This window comes from Phycisphaerae bacterium, assembly GCA_035275405.1.
Classification (GTDB): domain Bacteria; phylum Planctomycetota; class Phycisphaerae; order UBA1845; family UTPLA1; genus DATEMU01.
In genome coordinates, this window is sequence record DATEMU010000003.1 from 435,251 (window position 1) to 453,776 (window position 18,526).

The 18,526-nt window shown below is 60.9% G+C and carries 22 protein-coding genes; 5 read left to right on the forward strand and 17 right to left on the reverse strand.

The features are described 5' to 3' along the window. Window positions 1-155 precede the first annotated feature (155 nt). The 4 genes from VJZ71_03715 to VJZ71_03730 form a co-directional block, all read right to left on the reverse strand. Complete coding sequence (locus VJZ71_03715; protein ID HKQ47161.1) at window positions 156-1,181, reverse strand: WG repeat-containing protein; 1,026 nt, start codon at window positions 1,179-1,181, stop codon at window positions 156-158. A 104-nt stretch (window positions 1,182-1,285) separates the two neighbouring features. Continuing rightward, on the reverse strand, window positions 1,286-1,813 hold the full coding sequence (locus VJZ71_03720; protein HKQ47162.1) for a host attachment protein: 528 nt from the start codon (window positions 1,811-1,813) through the stop codon (window positions 1,286-1,288). Between the two features lie 147 nt (window positions 1,814-1,960). Further along, window positions 1,961-2,176 (reverse strand): carbon storage regulator, encoded by a 216-nt coding sequence (locus VJZ71_03725; protein HKQ47163.1) that lies wholly within the window; start codon window positions 2,174-2,176, stop codon window positions 1,961-1,963. Next, a complete protein-coding gene (locus tag VJZ71_03730; GenBank protein ID HKQ47164.1) occupies window positions 2,170-2,616 on the reverse strand; it encodes a Na-translocating system protein MpsC family protein in 447 nt (148 codons plus the stop codon). Before VJZ71_03730 ends, VJZ71_03725 begins: the two co-directional genes overlap by 7 nt. A 383-nt stretch (window positions 2,617-2,999) precedes the next feature. Here VJZ71_03730 and VJZ71_03735 point away from each other — a divergent pair, with 383 nt between their 5' ends. Continuing rightward, window positions 3,000-3,380, forward strand: coding sequence for a DUF2294 domain-containing protein (locus VJZ71_03735; protein HKQ47165.1), 381 nt, complete (start codon window positions 3,000-3,002; stop codon window positions 3,378-3,380). A 141-nt stretch (window positions 3,381-3,521) separates the two neighbouring features. On the opposite strand, the gene VJZ71_03740 is transcribed toward VJZ71_03735, so the two are convergent. From VJZ71_03740 to VJZ71_03780, 9 genes are all read right to left on the reverse strand, one after another. Beyond that, window positions 3,522-3,704: a hypothetical protein gene (locus VJZ71_03740; GenBank protein HKQ47166.1), complete on the reverse strand. Its 183-nt coding sequence runs from the start codon at window positions 3,702-3,704 to the stop codon at window positions 3,522-3,524. An 80-nt stretch (window positions 3,705-3,784) separates the two neighbouring features. Beyond that, a complete protein-coding gene (locus VJZ71_03745) occupies window positions 3,785-4,312 on the reverse strand; it encodes a rhodanese-like domain-containing protein (protein HKQ47167.1) in 528 nt (175 codons plus the stop codon). 214 nt (window positions 4,313-4,526) lie between these two features. After that, complete coding sequence (locus VJZ71_03750; protein HKQ47168.1) at window positions 4,527-5,351, reverse strand: hypothetical protein; 825 nt, start codon at window positions 5,349-5,351, stop codon at window positions 4,527-4,529. Between the two features lie 116 nt (window positions 5,352-5,467). Beyond that, window positions 5,468-5,632, reverse strand: a complete 165-nt coding sequence (locus VJZ71_03755; protein ID HKQ47169.1) for a hypothetical protein — start codon at window positions 5,630-5,632, stop codon at window positions 5,468-5,470. Between the two features lie 369 nt (window positions 5,633-6,001). Then, entirely contained in the window at window positions 6,002-7,339 is a 1,338-nt protein-coding gene (locus VJZ71_03760) for a hypothetical protein (GenBank protein HKQ47170.1), read from the reverse strand. A gap of 199 nt (window positions 7,340-7,538) precedes the next feature. After that, a complete protein-coding gene (locus VJZ71_03765) occupies window positions 7,539-8,498 on the reverse strand; it encodes a nuclear transport factor 2 family protein (GenBank protein HKQ47171.1) in 960 nt (319 codons plus the stop codon). 4 nt (window positions 8,499-8,502) lie between these two features. After that, the gene (locus tag VJZ71_03770; GenBank protein HKQ47172.1) at window positions 8,503-8,667 is read right to left on the reverse strand and encodes a hypothetical protein; all 165 of its coding nucleotides are present in this window, start codon (window positions 8,665-8,667) and stop codon (window positions 8,503-8,505) included. An 80-nt stretch (window positions 8,668-8,747) separates the two neighbouring features. Next, window positions 8,748-9,647, reverse strand: a complete 900-nt coding sequence (locus tag VJZ71_03775; protein ID HKQ47173.1) for an AraC family transcriptional regulator — start codon at window positions 9,645-9,647, stop codon at window positions 8,748-8,750. A 53-nt stretch (window positions 9,648-9,700) separates the two neighbouring features. Continuing rightward, window positions 9,701-10,174 carry a response regulator gene (locus VJZ71_03780; GenBank protein HKQ47174.1) on the reverse strand — a complete coding sequence of 158 codons (474 nt, stop codon included), beginning with the start codon at window positions 10,172-10,174 and terminating at the stop codon, window positions 9,701-9,703. A 262-nt stretch (window positions 10,175-10,436) separates the two neighbouring features. On the opposite strand from VJZ71_03780, the gene VJZ71_03785 reads away from it, so the two are divergent. Then, window positions 10,437-12,023 carry a vanadium-dependent haloperoxidase gene (locus VJZ71_03785; GenBank protein HKQ47175.1) on the forward strand — a complete coding sequence of 529 codons (1,587 nt, stop codon included), beginning with the start codon at window positions 10,437-10,439 and terminating at the stop codon, window positions 12,021-12,023. 12 nt (window positions 12,024-12,035) lie between these two features. Here VJZ71_03785 and VJZ71_03790 read toward each other — a convergent pair whose 3' ends face one another. After that, window positions 12,036-13,820, reverse strand: a complete 1,785-nt coding sequence (locus tag VJZ71_03790) for a CTP synthase (protein ID HKQ47176.1) — start codon at window positions 13,818-13,820, stop codon at window positions 12,036-12,038. Between the two features lie 162 nt (window positions 13,821-13,982). Here VJZ71_03790 and VJZ71_03795 point away from each other — a divergent pair, with 162 nt between their 5' ends. Continuing rightward, window positions 13,983-14,933, forward strand: a complete 951-nt coding sequence (locus VJZ71_03795) for a phosphatidate cytidylyltransferase (GenBank protein HKQ47177.1) — start codon at window positions 13,983-13,985, stop codon at window positions 14,931-14,933. Window positions 14,934-14,968: 35 nt separating this feature from the next. Next, complete coding sequence (locus tag VJZ71_03800) at window positions 14,969-15,913, forward strand: PhoH family protein (protein ID HKQ47178.1); 945 nt, start codon at window positions 14,969-14,971, stop codon at window positions 15,911-15,913. A gap of 24 nt (window positions 15,914-15,937) precedes the next feature. Here the strand turns inward: VJZ71_03800 and infA are convergent, their stop codons facing one another. After that, window positions 15,938-16,162, reverse strand: coding sequence for a translation initiation factor IF-1 (infA, locus tag VJZ71_03805; GenBank protein ID HKQ47179.1), 225 nt, complete (start codon window positions 16,160-16,162; stop codon window positions 15,938-15,940). A 352-nt stretch (window positions 16,163-16,514) separates the two neighbouring features. Between infA and VJZ71_03810 the strand changes: the two genes are divergently transcribed. Beyond that, window positions 16,515-16,862 carry a hypothetical protein gene (locus tag VJZ71_03810; GenBank protein HKQ47180.1) on the forward strand — a complete coding sequence of 116 codons (348 nt, stop codon included), beginning with the start codon at window positions 16,515-16,517 and terminating at the stop codon, window positions 16,860-16,862. Window positions 16,863-16,935: 73 nt separating this feature from the next. Here VJZ71_03810 and VJZ71_03815 read toward each other — a convergent pair whose 3' ends face one another. Continuing rightward, the gene (locus VJZ71_03815) at window positions 16,936-17,382 is read right to left on the reverse strand and encodes a TraR/DksA family transcriptional regulator (GenBank protein HKQ47181.1); all 447 of its coding nucleotides are present in this window, start codon (window positions 17,380-17,382) and stop codon (window positions 16,936-16,938) included. A 401-nt stretch (window positions 17,383-17,783) separates the two neighbouring features. Then, window positions 17,784-18,080, reverse strand: coding sequence for an HU family DNA-binding protein (locus VJZ71_03820; protein ID HKQ47182.1), 297 nt, complete (start codon window positions 18,078-18,080; stop codon window positions 17,784-17,786). Between the last annotated feature and the right edge of the window lie 446 nt (window positions 18,081-18,526).

Sequence of the window (18,526 nt, forward strand, 5' to 3'; positions counted from 1 at the left end):
TGGCCGGAGCCCCCTCCTTGGGATGCCGGTCGTGCATTGTTCAAGTTACTCCTGAGACGCGTACCGTCGCTGCGGATTCTTGATCCGAGACGTTGGCTGTCGGTGCGGGAGGCCAGAATTGGGCGTAGGCGCTCCCGCATCCGAACAGCCGAATATCAGCCGCCCATCGAGGCGGATTTGGTCGTCGGACTCCAGACAACCTGGCCGTCTTTACCGACCCAGCACAGATCGCCGTGGGTCTTGACCTGGGCGAGCCCCTGCTGGAAATCGCCCGCCTCTTCATAGGTGGGCGGAATCATGGTCGTTCCATCCGTACCGATGAACCCCCACTTGCCGTCCACCTGCACGGCGGCGAGTCCTTCATTGAACGCCTTCGCGTTTTCGTAGATCGGATTGATCACCATCTTTCCGGCCTTGTCGATGAACCCGAGCTTGCCGCCGACCTTCACGCAGGCGCGGCCGTGCGAGTAGCCCCACGCGCCGTCGAATTGCGGCTCGACGGCCACTTTTCCGTCCGTGCCGATGAAGCCGCACTTGCCGTCTTTCTTGAAAGATGCGAGCCCCTCGTTGAAGCTCTCGGAGGCCTCGAACGTCGGGTTGATTTTCATCTTGCCCTTGGCATCGATGTAACCGTAATGCCCCCGCCATTCGCCGCCGGCCTTGACGCAAGCCAGACCATCCGCGAAGTCCGCGGCCTCATTGAACTGCGGCTCGATCACGATCTTTCCCGTCTTGTCGATGAATCCCCACTTCTTGTCTTTCTCCACCCGCGCCAATCCGTTCTTGAAGCGGCCGGCGTCGCTGAAGGCGTAGTCGATCACGAGGCTGCCCTTGGGGTCGATGAACCCGCAGATGTTGCCCATGAGTCCTTTTTTCTTGTGAACCTTGGCGAGACCCTCGGAGAAGTCGTCCGCGCCCTCGTACTGCGGCTTGATCACCGCGTGACCATCTGAATTGATATAGCCCCACAGGTTGTCCTGCTGCACGGCCGCGAGGCCCTCTGAGAATTGATGCGCCGCGTCGTAGGTGGCGCGGATCTGAAGCTTTCCCGCCTTATCGATGAACCCGCTCTTGCCGTCGATAACCACGGGATAGAGGTCGGCTGCATTAAGAGTCTGAGCTGTGGCGGCGAATGTCCCGAGGACACAGACGGCCATCCAGAACTTGTTTGACAATTTCATATATTTCTTTCTTTTTTTCCGGCGAAGCCGTTGACGGCCACGCCGAGCACTATTCGTTTCTTTTTCAAACCGTATTCACGACATGCCGACGGCTCATTTCGCCGTCATGCACCTCCCGTGGGGCTGATCCGGGCAGCGCCGGTAGCCCCGCTGACTGTCCCCATGGCCTTGGAATCAAAGGTCTTCACTTCAGGGCACGCCTGCGGCGTTAGCAGTCCGCGAACCATGGGATGGTCCGCCAGTTGACCGTCGTTGAGACGCATAAGATCGCCCTTGAGTTCCTCAACGTGGCCTTTCAACGATCCGAGCGGAACCACCCGGAGCACTCCCAGCATGCGCGGGGGTGCAAAGATGACCAGGCGATCGATGGCGTACTGTTCTATTCTCTTTTTTAGCCAGGCAACGACCTCGCCCGCGAAACGTCGTTCGTTGTCCTCCACGTTGTGCGTCGCACCGGCGTTGGTCATCGGCCGCGTGTGCTCCTGCTCTGGCAACGTGTTCTTCATCGCGTCGTACTCGTCGATGTGATGCTTGCCTCGCCGGGTCAGGCTGCAGCAGAGCAGCCGACAGGACTTTGCGTCCGTTAAGGCGAACCATGCGTGGTTATGTAGTCCGGTGGGGGTTTTCGTCATTCGAGTTCTCTTTTTCGCGTGGTCCGATGCCCAATATGCGTCAGGCCTCACTTTTCGGCGGCGGATGCGAGATTCCTTTCGGATCGTGGACGGCCGCTCCGGCAGAGGCGCGCGAGCCCAGCGATGCGTTCACTGACTTCCCGTGATTCACTCCCGACAGGCCACCAGCTCATCCGGCGGGCCGAGGTCCTGCAGTCGCTCCCAAACTTCCGAACGATGGATGGGAACATTTTCCTGGGCTTCGAAGCCCAGTCTCACGTGCTTGCTCCCGATCTCGAGCACCGTAACTTTGAGCGTCTGTTTGAAGCTGTCGGATCCTCCGACCACGACCGATTCGTCGCTTTTTCTCGACAAAACTAACATGGCTGAATCTCCCTATTCACGACTGTCTGGCCCTGTCCATTCCCGCTCCAGGTGCCTACGGGCACGCTCCCGGCGAGCAGAAATACATGTACCTTGGTTCCGGGCGCGGACAACTTCACCACTGCGGAGGTCGTGGTTGCGACTTCGGCGCTCGCCTCGCGCACCGCTACCCCGGTGATTCTCTTGATTTCTCGCTGGAACGGGCCGGATGCGATGGCGAACAATTGCTGATGGAACTCCTGTACCTGAGCGGCGCCGGCCGGGCTTTGCACCAAGACCTGCTCGGCCGTTGACAAGGCGCCATGCAGCGTGATCACGAGCGTCTGATCGCTCAGAACCACGGTCACTGATTCGGGCGCATGACCCGTCGCCTGCAATTCAAACGCACTGGCGGCACGGGCAACCTCCTCCGCCATCTTCGAATAGGCCTGATCTATCATCGTAGTCTCCCGCGTTTTCGCGACGTTCGCTCACACTGTTATCCAAAAGTGCTACAACAAAAAAAGCCGACGTGGCAGAACGCCCGGAGGCATTCGACCACGTCGGCTTACTCATTGACGAGCCTCCCGCCGCAGCGGGTTGCCCTTAATTAGTCGTCCGACGACTTGGATTCAGATAATAGAGAGGGCCGATGTAAAGGTTTACGACCGCCCTTCCACGCATAGACTATACGACAAAGCCCGAGAAAGGCAAGTAGATTTTTTACTTGAATTCCTGCTCCCTCCCGCCTTATTGTTCCCGTGAATTTTGTGAGACTACGACTTGTGCTGCAAAGCCCTGCCGGGTGCGCCAATTGAGGAGGCGGGATAACGTGGAGATCGCGATGAAGTCTCAAGGCGAAATCGAAGCCGCCGTCTGCGATGCCATGAATCGCTTTGAACAGGAATACATGGGCCGGGGGCCCAAGGAAATTCATGCCTTTCTGTTTGGCAATCTCCTCCTGGTCCGCTTACTGGGCGTATTGACCGAGGCGGAAAAGCACCTGGTCAAGGCCCTCGCCGCTGAAAAGGGAAGGGACCTGCTCAAGGAAGTACGAACCCATCTGATCGAAACGGCGCGGCCGGTGATGGAAGCAATGGTCCTGCGGGTCACCGGAGTCAAGGTGGTGAGCCTTCACCACGACATCAGCACCGTTAGCGGCGAAGAAGTCGTGCTTTTCACCCTGACCGAGTCGCCCCTCTTCCGCGAAACGAAGAAAAAATAGAGAGGGGCATTGACGTTCTCGTCGCGATCTCGTTCGTTGGGAGATCCGCGTTCGAAAAAGGCCCCGGTGTGTCCGTACGTCGGTGGCTTTTCATATCGCCCGCCCAAGCTGTTGGCGTAATGCACGGTCGCCTTTGCAATCTCAGCGTCCCTCATCTTCGTGGGCATCGTGAACTACGACTTGTTCGTTATCGGCCTTGTTGTCCTTGATCTTTTGGTAGACCTTCTTGCCGCCCCAAACGGCTGCCTTGCCGACCACCAGCGAACACCCCGACGAGGCAAACAGGATCGCGGCGATCGTGAACATTCCGAGAAGATATTTCATTCGTTTCATCATTACACCTCAAAGGCCCCGCCAATCGTGGGGGGTTTCGGTCTCGCGGCTTCGCGCCGCCGCAAGCCTCGTCAAAGCAGATCCTTTTGTGACACCAGCGTCTGCCAGCCGGGCCGATACACACGCATGTTGGTGTACCCTTGGGTCGCGAGATACTCGTACACCATGTCGCCTGCCCCGCACGACGGGCTGGCGCAGTAGATGACGATGAACCGGTCGCTCGCGCCGGCTTGTTGGATTCGAGGCAGGAGCGAACTGACCTCACCGGCCGGCACATTCATGGCGCCGCGGACGTGCCCACGCTTGAAGTTCTCCGGGCTCCGCGCATCAATCACCAGGGCGGAGTTGTTCCGCACATGCTCGCCGATCTGCTCCAGCGTGATGTCATGCCGCGTTTTAGCCGCGACGGAGTCAACCGGCACATTCACAGTTGGCTCGGCGCTACGATCGACGATCATCGTGCCCGGGCGCCCGGTGCCGCGCGCCGACGGCCGGGAATCCCGGTCGAAAGAGGATTCAGATCGTTGCGGGCCCGCGCATCCTGAGAGTATCAGGCCCAGCGGCAGGACCACGAGGGCGTGTCGAATTGCATGAGTCATATCGAGTTCTCCAATATCGGTGTTGAGCCGCATGGCAAGTCTTCCCCGGCTGGCCCGTGCAAGCATGGCCCCAAAACGTGCCAACCGTCCTCGAGCGGAGGCTTGTGGCTCCGCTCGAGGAGCTGGCTGCGCCGTTCGTTCACTCCCCCCGGGCAGGGGTTACCGGTTTTTACGCCGGCCCCCTCTCCCCAGCTTCCCCGATCGCATTGATCGGTTACGGCCGTTGTGTTCGCTGCGCATTCACCGTTGCGATCGTCTGTGTACGATTCGCATTGGCCGTTACCTTCTCGGCTTCCGGGTTATCGCAAGCCACGAGTTTCCAGGCCATCCGGCCATCGCAGACCTTGACGGTCTTCTCGATGGTGTCGTATTCCGCCGGGGTGCAGACCTTCCGCGTCGAGGCGGCGCTGACCAGTTTCTCGCGGCGGACCGTGTCATACTGGGCCGGAATGCAAACGGTCTGGACTCGAGCGGGTTTTGACTGATACTGCGTTTGAACGGTCTTCCGTTCGGACGGATGGCTCACGAGGCAGAAGATGTCGCGAGCCGGCTGATCCTTGGGATTTTCGCAGAGGGCATTCTTGTTGATTTCCCAGCCCGTGTAACCCGAATTCACTTCAATCGTCTGTTCGCGCGTCGCGTATTCCGCGGGCACGGCCTCCAGCACGGTGGAAGCATCTTTCACGAGGACTTTCTCCTCGACCCACTCATACTTGGCGGGAATAATCTCGATGGTTTCGGTCCCTTCGCGAACCAGAATCCGTTCCGATACGGTTTTAAATGTCGCGGGGACGAACACCTTGGCGTAACACTCGCCGACTCTGGCGTTGGGCGGCAGGGCCGCACTCAGCTCTCCAGCCGGTCTGTCGCACGTATCGCGCGACTTGACGGACGCGACGCACGGGCTGCGCGGCGTATCGCACGGCGATTTGGCTTGCGCACAGGCACCCTTGGCGGTCCCGCAGGCACAACCTGTCTGGGCCAGAAGCGCGCCGCTGAACAGCACTGCACACACGATTTTCAAAGTATTGGATAACATTGTTTTTTCCTTCATTCCCGGACAGATCGGCCTTCGCCACTGCCCGAAGTTGCGTTCCAGTTCTGGAACTACTACATCGAACTTCCTACGATTATCTGACTGCTCCCAATTGGGTCTCACATCATTAACACCTCCTGTTCATGGCACTTGCAATCCGCCGAGTTCGCGGACGCAAACGCGGCCGATCGGCCGGACTGGGCAAACAGCTCCCCTATCCGCAGCTCGAAAGCGCCGACCGCTTCGTCGATTTTCCGGGCCATGGCTGGATGAAATCTCTTCACTGAGTTCGCTCCTGCGGTCACCACGACCGTTTGCGACTCGGAAACAAAAAAAAACCGATGCGATCGAATACCCGAGGGTATTCGATCGCATCGGCTTACTCATCGACGAGCCTCCCGCCGCAGCGGGTTGCCCTTAATTAGTCGTCCGAAGAATGGAACTAAATCTCTTACGGAGCCCGCGAGTAGTCCCCGAGGCCCACGTCCATGCAGGGATCATAATGACTACCGCACGGAATGCAAGTTAATTCTTGCTTTATATTGACAGTTTTCCAAAAGTGGATTATCGATCAGAAAACAACTGTTTCGGCATAACACCACCATTCCACTCTGGATGATGTCTAGCCCGCGCACACCGCGACGAAGTAGGAACTACTTTTCAATCGGCGGGTTCTTCTTCCGCCGGGTCTGTTCCTTGGCAATCTTTTCGCCCATCTTCGCCAGGTCTTCCTCGCTCAAGCCGATCAGCTTGTCCAATACGTCAGGATTGAAACCTGAGCGCATCAGCATCCAATCCTCGTCGGGCACTTTCCGGGTTCGCGGCACGTTCGTCGCCACCCAGGAGTTCCAATTCTTCTCCAGCTTGTCGCGATCGTTCGCGGAGAACGCCACCTCCCAGGCCCGCAATCCGCCTTCTCCATCTTTCCCTTTGCTATCCGCACCGACCCGCTTGGAGAGATTGAAGATCGCGCGGAAATCCTTGCGACCGATCTTTCCCTCGTGCATCATGTACGCGGCCAGCGACCAGGCCTGCGCATAATTTAAGAACCCCTGGTCCTTGGTCATGTCGCCGCCCCACGTCGCGCCGTCGATCGTCCACACGTAGTTGAAATCTTTCCAGCGGTCCGTGCCGTGGATCCGCCGGATGACCGGGGCGTAGCGCCCGCGATCCGGGATCAGCGCAAAATTCTCGTCTACCGTCTTGTCGAAGTCCCAGTACTCGAAAACCGACGCCATGCCTTCGTTCCACCAGCGGGGACAGTCGACCGGAATGGTCAACTTGATCTGCGGGATGACGTTCATGCCCAGGCGAAGCTGCATCTCCATGTGCGCCGCTTCGTGCTTGAGCACCGCTTTGGGCCAGCGGGCGAAGTCATCGACGCCGCTGGTGAACTGCATCAGGCGAAACCGCCGGGCGGGCCATTTCTCCCCGCGATCTTCAAAGCCCGCCCCGACGCCGGGCATGAATTGGCCGCCGCTGCCCGCCGAGCCGCCGCTCTTGGTGTAAGTGGCCTGGTCCTTATAGACCACGACCTCGATCTTCTCCTTCGCCTGCGCGGGAACGCCGAGCAGCTTGGAGAACGCCTCGCCGTATTCACGATGCAACATTTCCATGTACATCGCCGTGTCCGCCGTAAACTCCTTGGAGATGTCCGTACGGACGATGAAGGGGTGGCCCATGTACGTCCACAGGCGGGTCTCGCCCCCGGACTTGTCGCCCTCCTTATCGAAGACGGTCTTCTTGAGGAGTCGGGCGTAACGCTTGTCATACTGCGCGTCGGTTTCGCTGCGCCGCTTGCCCCAGCGGACGTGGATCTTCTCCGGCTTTGCGGAAGTCTTTTTCTTCGTACTTTTTGACGGACTTTTTTTCGATTTTCTGGCCGAGCCGTTGTTGCCCTGCGGGTCGGCCCAGGTCGGCCCCGCGGCAAAGCTCGCCGCCACCCCAATCGCAAGCAAGACCGCCCACAACCTGCAACGATTTCCGGTCATACCCCTGGCTCCCGTGACTTAATGAGTGTCCGCTCCGATACCGGCGCGACATCGCGGCAGCGGTCTCGCCCGCTGTAAGGAGTATTGTACTCGCTTGCCGGCAAGTCATGCCAATCAATTTCGGTCAGGGTGCCCGACCGGCTCGTCTAAGTGACAACTCGGCGGCCCGTAGAATTGGGGGAGGACCCGATGGGCCCCTTCAATGGCCGGAATCGAGGTGCCAGCCGGGGTTGATCCAGCGACCGTCGCGGCGAGTGAATACTTCCGTGGCCCGGCCGGAATGCGTCCGGCGCTGGCCGTCCTTCTCCATATCGAATTCATACGTCGTGTAGAGAATGACGGTGTCGCCAATCGCCTGAAACTCCGTCCGCGGGAACTCGAGCCGGGCCAGTTTCGCGCCGTCCGCGGCAAACTCAGCCAAAGATCGAAGGACGTCCGGCCGATTGATCCGCCAGTTCTCGTCGCCCGCGTTGATGGCGATGACATCGACCGGGAGCAGCCGTTCGAGGGCCGCACGGTCGTTGGCAAAGCACGCCCGCCAGACCGCCTCTCGATCGGCCAGGAGTTGTCGACGGTCCACCTCGCTCAACGGCGTCGAAACGGGCGCGTCAGGATTTGACGCCGAGACGGTCGCGTCCTGTGGAGGAACGACGCAGATGTTCGAACCGCACTGGTTCCAGCCCCCTTTCTCGCGCCGATAGATGTCGACGGAGCGCAGCGGCATGAGTTGCTCCTGACCGTTTGGGTCGGCGAACCAGTAGTTCGCGCGGTAATAGACGACGGCCATGTCGCCGTACAGATGAACGTCCGTGTCGAGCAGTTCGTAACGCTTGCCGTTGAGCGTAGCCAGGATCTTCTCCGCCACGCCCATGTATTCGTCGATGCCGCGGACAATGGTGTTGCTCCGCACCTGAAAGCCGCACCAGTCGTCGGTATGGCCGCGCCGAATGGCGTTCCGATCCTTGCGGATGTACGCCTTGAACAGACCGTGAATATGGTCGAGGATCTGCTCTCGATCGGACGCTGTGCTGTCCACTCGTAACGCGGCATTGGCCTGCATCGACGTTTCTCCGACAAATCGTCGGTTGCCGGGCCCCGCGAAGGACAAGAGTGCCGCGGCCAGACCGACAACTGTAATCCCAAACTCCAATCGTCTCATCGACTTACCCCTTCCGAACGAATTTCGCCGGGTTGGCGCGGACCTTCTCGGCGCATTCATCGCAGCAGACGCGGACGGTCCGGCCGTCAACACGGACCGACTTGGCGGCAGGGTCCAACTTGTCATCGCAGACCGGGCACTTGTTCTCGTTCTGGGTGGCGGTGCTCATCGCATACTCCTTCCTGTGGGACTTGCGCCTCCGACATGGACAGCGCGTCATTCACATCAAGTGTACGGATGACAGATACGTCAGGCTTGTAGGTTCTTGCTCGTTTGATGCAGGAGCCGCGTCGAGGCGGAGCGGCGGAAGGCGGCCGGCGTGACGCCGAAGGTCCGCCGAAAGGCGTGAGTGAAATGGCTTTGGTCGGAGAAGCCCAGATCGAGCGCCAGACCGGTCAGGTCGTCCCCATCCTCGGCCAGACGGTGCAGGGCCGCGCGCAATCGAAGCTGCGTTCGATAGGCATGGATCGTGCGGCCCGTTTGTTCGCGAAACAGACGGCACATGTGATAAGGAGAGAGATGCACCCTCCGGGCCAGATCGTCGATGTGCAAAGGGTTCTCGAAATCGGCCGCCAGACATTGCCGGACGCAGTCCGCGGCGTCGCGATGGGCGCGATGCGTGTCGTAGCGGCGGTGGCGTGTCGGCCGCCCCGTCGGTTCGATGCCGTGGTCGAAGAGTTCTTCGGTCAGATTCAGGGCCGCTTCTTCGACGGCGACATCGGAGAGCACGCCCTGCCGAATCGAGCGCAGGAGCTGCCAGTGTCGAAGGTGCAGCGCCGAATCGCAGGGGACCTGCATGACCCGAAACCCGCCTCTCTCGTCGTCGTGAACAATCTGCCGGCGCTCCGCCAGAAGGGGCCGCAAGAGGTCGGAGCGAATATGAAACGTCGTGCAATCGTCCCCGCCGGCGACAGGATGGCTGACGCGATAGCCCTCCTCGCGGTTGAAGAACACGACATGGTTGGGATCGGCGACGACGCGGCGGGTGCCGAGGTGTTTGACAAAAAGCCCGCGCCGGACAAATACGAAGTCGTCGTGTTTGGACGATTCCTCCGCACTGCATCCGTTATCGGTCGGGTGGCATCGAAAGTCGCAGATGCAGACCGCCGGGCTGCGAAAGACGACGTGGTTCGTGCAGGAAACGGCCATGAATCGATTGAAGTTCGTCGATGTCGCGAAGTCAATAAACGGATGCCCGCCGCTTAAGAGCTGGCCCCCAACTCACCGAGATAGTCCATATCTCCGCCGGACTGCTTCTGCGCATGCCGCAGCCGGAGAAGTGTCTTGACCCGCGTCACCAGGTCCACTCGGTTGAGCGGCTTGGTGACGAAATCATTCGTGCCGACCTCCAGCCCCCGCTCTACGTCGCTCTCCTCGTACAGCGCCGTGACCATGATGATCGGGATGTCCTTCGTTGCCGGGTCGGCCTTGAGTTTCTTGCACACCTCAAAGCCGCTCATTCTCGGCATCATGATATCCAGGAGGATCAGGTCAGGCGGGTCCGCCGCCACCTTGGCCAACGCCTCCTGCCCGCTCGACGCACCGACGGTCGAGACGTTTGGGATCTCCGCAAGATACGCCTCGAGTAGCTCGACGATCTGCGCCTCGTCGTCCACCAGAAGGACCTTGCTCGGCGGAAGCGGCGTCTCGATTTCACTCGCGGCCGAAAGGTTCATTTTTCACCGATCCACACGGAGACAGCCTGGCTTTGAGGCTCTTAATCCGACATCGTACTGCCAAAAGACGGGCCAGCCAATCCGATGCACTATGGAATCGCCCGAGAGGATTTGGTACGATAATCGGAAGGCCGTTCGGCCTATTTGGACGAGGTAGGGTGGATGACGCCGGGGGCCATCGGGCCTCCCGTAGTCAGTGGGACAATCAGGTTTTTCGCCCCATTCGATAACCGAATCGGATTCGGCCGATGCAGGTTGCATCGTGAGAAAGTCATTACAACTCGTGGCCTTTGTGATCTGCGCGACGCTGGCGTCCGCCGCTGTTGCCGGGGATCCGCCTATTGAACCCGGCTGGATCGAACACCGCGTTTCCTATCCCGAAGCCACCGCCGCCTATCAGTGGATCGACATCATGCTCGAGGCGACCGGTCGCGAGGTGGACCAGGTCGGCGCCCGACCGACGGTCATCTCGCGGCAGATGGCCATTCCCGTCACCGCGATGTTCGACGCGTGGGCCTGTTACGACGAGAGGGCCGTGGCCGCCTGTTTCGGCGGGAGCTTGCGCCGCCCGCCGGCCGAGCGGACGATTGCCAACAAGGAAAAAGCGATTGCCTACGCCATGCACCATACGCTCGCGAGCATCTTCCCTCAGGACAAGGCCTGGCTCGACGCGCAAATGAAGAAGATGGGTTTCGATCCCTCGGACCGCTCGATGGATTCCGCAACGCCGCAGGGCATCGGCAACCTCTGCGCAGAGGCGCTTCTTCAACATCGTCGCCACGACGGCGCGAACCAATTCGGCGACGAAGTCGGCTCCGACGGCACCCCTTATTCCGATTACACGCGTTACGAACTACGAAACCCGGATGATCGCATCGTCGATCCCGACCGCTGGCAACGAATCCCCTTCGACGACGGCAAGGGTGGGACGTACTACCCGGGCTTCCTGACGCCGCACTGGTATCGCGTCAAGCCGTTCGCCCTCGAACGCAGCGATCAGTTTCGCGCGCCGCCCTACCCCAAGGTGGGTTCGGAGCAACTCAAGAAAGAAGTCGAGGAGGTCATTCAGCTCAACGGGCACCTGACACTGGAGCAAAAGGCGATCGTCGAGTTTATGCGCGACGGCCCGCGCTCGACCGGTCAATCCGGGCACTGGCTGCAATTCGCTCAGGACGTCTCGCGCCGCGATCATTACGACCTCGACCGGGACGTGAAGCTGTTTTTCACCATCGGCAACACGGCGTTCGACGCCTTCATCGCCTGCTGGGAGTCCAAGCGTTACTACGACAGTTCCCGTCCGTGGACATTGATCCGCCACTGTTACAAAGAACAGGATATTGTCGGCTATCTCGGCCCATGGAAGGGATTTGGAACCCTGCCCGCGGAGAAATGGCACCCTTATTCGCCGTCGACCTTTGTGACGCCGCCGTTCCCGGGGTATCCGTCAGGGCATAGCACGCTCAGCGCGGCGTGTTCGAAGATGCTGGAACTTTTTACCGGCAGCGATCATTTCGGGGCGTTTGAGCGTCACGTGGCAGGCAAATGGACCGAGGCCGACTGCGATACGAAGATGATGCAGGCCCGCGACGGAAAAGCCCCGCTCGATACGCCGGACACCGCCACGGTTGTTTTGAAGATGCCGACGTTTTCCGCGACCGCCGAGATGGCGGGCATTTCCCGCGTGATGGGGGGCTACCATATTCAGGCGGACAACATCGCCGGACTGGCCATGGGTCGAAAAGTCGCGGTGTACTCGTGGCCGAAATACCAGGCCTACTTCAACGGTTCCGCACCCGAGCCCGAACCCATCCGGCTGGCCGGTCGCTACTTCAATATGCCTCGCAAATAGTCATCGGGGATGCTATTTATTGGAGCCCCTCATGGCGGTCTGAAGCTGATCGACCGACATGGATGGACTTCCCGCGCTTCCGCTATGTCGTGCGATCGCCGCCCGTACCAATCCGAGGAAAAAGGGATCGGGTCGCAACGGCCGGCTGGTGAGTTCAGGGTGCGCCTGCGTTCCGATGAAATAAGGGTGAACCTCCGGCCGTAACTCCAGGACCTGCATGATGGGGAAGTCCGGCGCCTTTCCCGAAAAGACCAGCCCCGCCGCCTCCAGCCGCTCGATGTATCGCGGGTCGACCTCGTACCGATGCCGGAAGCGCAGCCGGACCTCCGGCGCGTTGTTGTAAAGCCGCGCGGCCAGTGAGCCCGGCTTGAGCACGACATCCTGACCCCCCAGCCGCATGTTCCCTCCCAGCCCTTCGATCTGCTTCTGCTCGGGCAGGATGCTGATGACCGGCTCCGGCGATTCCGAATCGAACTCCGTTGAGTTCGCCGCCGCCAGCCCCAGGACATTTCGTGCGTATTCAATGACCGCCATCTGGAAGCCGAGGCACAGGCCCAGATACGGCAGCCCGCTTGTCCGTGCGTGCTTGACGCAAGCGATCTTGCCTTCGCTTCCCCGGACGCCGAAACCGGCGGGCACGATGATGCCGTCCAGGTTTGCCAGCCGCTGCGCCGCGTTCGCGTCGCTCACCTCGACGACATCCACCCAATCGATATCGACCTTGACACCGCAGCGCGTCCCGCTGTGCTCCAGCGACTTGATGACGGACGCATAGCTGTCGCGCACGGACGTGTACTTGCCGGCGATGCCGATCGTGATCGTGTCGCTCGCGCCCCGCATTCGCCCGAGGTACTCGACCCACACCTCGCGGGCCCTGGTCTCCATCTCCGGATGCACGCGCCCGCCAAGCCCGAGGATGTCCACCACTGCCTGGTCGAGCCCCGCCTCCCGGACCATCTCCGGGATGACGTAGATCGAGTCCTGATCGTGCATGGAGAAGACCCGTTCCTGCGGCACGCTCGAATACATCGCGATCTTCTCGCGGACCTTCGACGTAATTGGCTGCCGCGCCCGGCAGGCCACGATGTGCGGTTGAATCCCGCTTTGGAGGAGCTGCTTGATCCCGAGTTGCGCCGCCTTCGACTTCTGCTCGCCCAGCGCGGCCGGCTCCAGAACATACGTCAGCGCCACCCAGCACGTACTCGCCGGCCCCTCTTCAAACGCCAATTGCCGCAGCGCTTCGATGAAGTACGCATTCTCCACGTCGCCGACCGTCCCGCCGATCTCGATGAAGATCAGATCGGCGTCGCTGGCCACGGCCAGTTGCCGCAGCTTGCTCTTCACCTCGCCGGTCACGTGCGGGATCATCTGCACGTCGCGCCCCAGGTACCCGCCGCGCCGCTCCTTCTCCAGCACCGCGCTGAAAATCTGTCCGCTCGTCGTAAAGTTCAGCCGCGACATGTTCTGGTCGAGCATCCGCTCGTAGGTGCCCAGGTCCATGTCGCACTCCATTCCGTCGTCGAGTACGAACACCTCGCCATGCCGAAACGGATTGAGCGTGCCGCTGTCGAGATTGAGATACCCCTCCAGCTTGATCGGCGCGACCGTCAGTCCCTTGTCCTTGAGCACCTTGGCGAGGCTGCTGGCAAAGATCCCCTTGCCCAGCCCCGACATGACGGTCCCGAAGACGCCGACATACTTCGTCTTGCCCGGCTTGTAGCCCGCCGGCATCGGCGTGTAGAACTCCGTCTCCTCCGTCGCGGCGGCGAGGTTCGCAAGGACATTCTGCGGCGTCATGGAAGGCTCCCGTAGTCGAATCGAAGGGTTTTTATGGCGAGACGAGTATCGGCGGTAAGAGAGGATTGCTTAGGCTGCCCACCAACCTGCGGCATTCGAAGATTGTAGCCGATATGTCAACCCCCGGGCGACCTCCTGCGAAAGTGCCGGGATCCTTCGCGATTGGCAATCCCGCATCGCCTTCGCTACTCTGCCGCCATGCTCTGGCAGCGACTCTTTTTTGGGGCCGTCCTCATCGCCGCGTTGATCGGGCTGGTCTACACCGACGACTGGCTGTCCAAGGGTCCCGTGGCACAGGGCGAGGGCCACGCCCAGACCGGTCTCATTGTCCTGGCGATCCTGGCGGCGTTGGCGGCGTTAGGCACCTGGGAACTGGCCAAATTATTCGCGGCGGCGGGACACTCGCCCGTGGCGAGATGGTCGGGTCTCATGAGCGTCCTGATCCTCGCCATTCCTTACGTCGTCGCGAACCAGCGCCTGCCCTCGGCCCTTGCGACACAGGCCGGGACGGATGGACTGACAGTGGCCGGGCTCGTCATCGCATTCGTGGGAGCGTGCTTCTTCGTCGCTTGTCGGCGCCGAACGGAGAACGCGGCCGCCGACATCGCCCTGACCCTTTTCATGGTGCTCTATCTCGGCCTGTTGCCGCAGTTTCTTATTCGCCTTCGCATGTTCGGCCCGCCGGGCGCGGTCTGGCTGCTCCTCTACTTCGTCGGCGTCGTCAAGTTCTGCGACATCGGTGCTTATTTCACCGGGCTCACCATCGGTCGCCACAAGCTCATCGTCTGGCTCAGCCCGAAGAAGACTTGGGAGGGCCTCCTCGGCGGTCTCGCGACCTCGGCGGGCGTGGCGGTGCTCATCTCCTATCTGGTGCGGACCTACGCCGATCCTTCTCCGTTGACCGCCGCGTTTCCCGAATGGCCCAGGGCCGCCGTTTTCGGACTGCTCATGGGGCTCCTCGGTCAGGGCGGCGATCTCCTCGAATCGCTCATCAAGCGCGGCGCACAGGCCAAGGATTCCGCGCACGCGATCCCCGCCTTCGGCGGAGTGCTCGATATTATCGACTCCCTCCTGCCCACCGCTCCCGTCGCCTACTGGATGTTGGTACAATAGAGGCAAGGCCCCTTTTCTATGGAGCGCGCCGCCGCTTGGAATTAGTCATCACATTGGACGGCCCGCCGGATCGGCGGATCGAACTCTTCGGCCCCGCGGACTGCAATCTCCGGGCGATCCGCGAGGCGCTGGGCGTCAAATTCATCGCCCGCGACTCCACGCTCAAACTCGTCGGCGAAGGCGAAGCCGTCGGCAAGGCCGCCGCCGTCGTCGAAACGCTCCTCGGAAAATTGCGCACCGGCGGCCATCTTCAAAAGACCGACGTCGCCGACGCCCTGCTCGCGCACGCCGCGCGGCACGGAAAGCCCGAGCCCGGCACGATCCACGTCTATCGCCAGTCCGCGACCATCCGTCCCAAGACAGACGGACAACGCGAATACGTCCACGCCATGGAGTCGAACGACTTGTGCTTCTGCATCGGCCCGGCAGGCACCGGCAAGACGTATCTCGCCGTCGCCATGGCGCTCTCCCTTCTCAAGGTCGGCCGGCTCAAGCGGATCGTCCTGGCGCGGCCGGCGGTCGAAGCGGGGGAAAAACTCGGCTATCTGCCCGGCGACCTCCAGGCCAAGGTCAACCCCTATCTGCGGCCGCTCTTCGATGCGATGAACGATATGATGGACTTTGAACAGACCCGCCGCTTCATGGTCAACGACGCCATCGAGGTCATCCCCCTGGCCTTCATGCGCGGCCGCACCCTGAACAACGCGGCGATCATCCTCGACGAGGCTCAAAACTCCACGACCCAGCAGATGCTCATGTTCCTCACGCGCCTCGGTGAGCACAGCAAGATGATCGTAACGGGCGACGACAGCCAGTCCGACCTCGGCGAATACTCCAAGAGCGGCCTGGTGGACGCCGTGCAACGGTTGGAAGGGGTCGAAGGCGTGGCCATCGTCCGATTAACCCAGGCTGACATCGTCCGCCACAAGCTCGTGACGCGGATCGTCCACGCCTATGGGCATCGTGATACGAAGCGCTGAGTCAGTTTCAGTTGTAGGGGAGAATCAGAGCCGCCGCGTGATCCGCCCGCGGGCCAGGTCGTACGGGGAGAGTTCCACGCGGACCTTGTCGCCGGGCAGGATGCGGATGAAGTTCTTACGGAGGCGCCCGGAGATGTGACCCAGGACGCTGTGCTTTTTGCCGCCCAGATCGAACTCGCACCGAAACATCGTGTTCGGCAGGGCCTGGGTGACGATGGCCTCGACCTCAATGACTTCCGTTTTTGCCATATTTCCTATCGCCATCGTCTTGTTCACCGCCGCCGATCCATGCTATCGGCCGGATTTGCCGCACCGGTCGAGGGGACAACGGAACCTCGGACGCCCGGCATTTGATGGCGAGCAGGACATCCACGCCGGACAATACTGAAAACCGCTGCCTTGCGCCCCCACCCGAGAGAATGGGTCCCCGTTGAGTCCGACCGATCAGCTTCAACCCGACCGACGAAGGCCAAGCCATCGTATCCGAAACCGTCTCCCAGGGCAACCTGCCTTCCTCGTTGACACCCCGACTCGCGCGGATAAGCTTTCGCGCTAGTCGCGGCGGTTGGCCGCGAAAATGGTCTTTCTCCAAGGAGCGACTATGAACGCGAAACGATGCACGGTCAGTGTGGTCCTTATGGGGTTGGCGGTCTGGATGACCGGTTGCAGCAACAGTCTCGTGGGTTCGTGGGAGAATACGTCGAAACCGGAAGGGCAGGCCTTCTATCTGCACAACGCCACGTTCAAGGATGACGGAACGTATACGGCTTCCGCCAAACAGGGTGAGGAAAACGTTCGATTGGCCGGGACGTATGAATTTGACGGCTTTAACCTGAAGCTCAAGACGCCGGGCAAGCCCGAGCGAAAGTACGGCGCAACGTACCTGATGGCCGGTCCGAAACTCGAGCTTAAACAGGACGGCAACAAGCAAACGCTGAAGAAGAAATAGGCGAATCGAGACGGCCGTATCGTTGGGGGGATACAGGCGGTACGGCGGCGATCGCGTTTTTCGCGCAGCGACCTTAATCCGCTTCTTCCTCGTCTTCCTCAGGTTCAATGCTGCGGACCCGGCGCTCGTTGGCCCCTTCACAGTTTAGGCAGCGCCGGGCGAAGGGGAGCACTTCCAGCCGTTTTCGTGGAATCGGCCTGCCGCAATCCAGACAGAGCCCATAGGATTCGTTATCGATCCGTGCAATCGCTGCCTCGATGTCGTCGAGCTGCGCCGCCTCGATGGCGATCAGACCCACGGACAATTCGTCTTCGAATCCCTCGGAAGCCCGATCGCTGACATCCGGCAAGTCGCCGGATTTCTCCGCCATCTGCGCCTGCGTCGATTGCACGACGGAGAGGAGCTGCTGCCGCTGGCGGGCCAGGGCCTCGCGAATGGCGCTCTGCCATTCAGCATCGACCACCGGCTTCATGGGCTTACCCGGCGTCGGCATCTCTTCCGGGGGTTCCACACGATCCACGAACCGAGAGCCCCCCGGTGCGCCACCCCCCACGGGGATATGGGTGCGCGGCCTCACCTTTGGCCTTGCCTCGGGCTTCGCCGGCGGGCGAGACTTGGCGGCGGGGGCTTTCGCCGCTGATTTGGGCCTGGCCTCGGCCGACTTGGACGCCGTCTTCTTGGTTGCCGTCTTTCGTGGTGCTGCCATGTCCTGTTCCAAAACTTTGTTGTTATAGACCGCCCGCGATCAAACTTCCGCCGCGCCGAATTTTCCTCAATTTCGGGGCTGGGCCGGTTCGGGTTCGGTGGCGCTTCGGTCCGAGCCCTCCGGTTGATGCCCGAAAGGCCGTCTGCCCACGCGCCGAGCCATAGCCCTATCGGCGGACGACAACCATGTTATCCGCTTTAAACCCGGGGGCTCCATCATCGCTTTTTGGATGGTCCCAGGATGGCATCCTTGGCCGCCTTGGCGACGCGGAATTTCACCACTTTCTTCGCCGGAATTTTGATCGCCTCTCCCGTTGCGGGGTTTCGTCCCATCCGCGCCTTTCGGTTGACCAGTACCAGTTTGCCGATTCCCGGCAGCGTGAAGCTGTTTTTCGCCTCGCGATACGCGACGTTCACCAGATTGTCCATGAACTGAACGACCTGCGCCCGGGTCAGCTCGTTCTTTTCCGCCAGGTGTCGAATCAATGCCGACTTGCTCATTGAAGTAGCCATTGCATCTCCTTGGAAAAGGCCTTCGATCCCGCCTCGCACTCGGGGGCGAATTTGGGATAGACAAGTTAGCGATGCCCTGCCCCGGAATCAATCCCTATTTTCCCCGGATTTTCGCGATTTTTACGTATTCTTACGGGCAGCGCTCGCCGCTTGAGGCAATGGAGCCGGTTTCGGGGTGTCCCTTGGCGGGAACTGGGCGGCAGGGGCGCGAAGGCGGACGGTCATGCGCCCGGCCGACGGTCCGGGCCGCAGCCCTCGTAATCTCCTCCGCTCTCGGTAAAAATAAAAAGAGGATCCGAGCTCGCCGTTACTCGGATCCTCCAAGCCAGGCTGTCCCGCCTAACAGCGGAAGACCCACAGCCTCGCGATGTATATCGGCACCGTCAGGGTCGGCCTTGAAACGTCTGAGAATGTCGGCGGCGCTGCACGATGTTGCGCCCCGACGC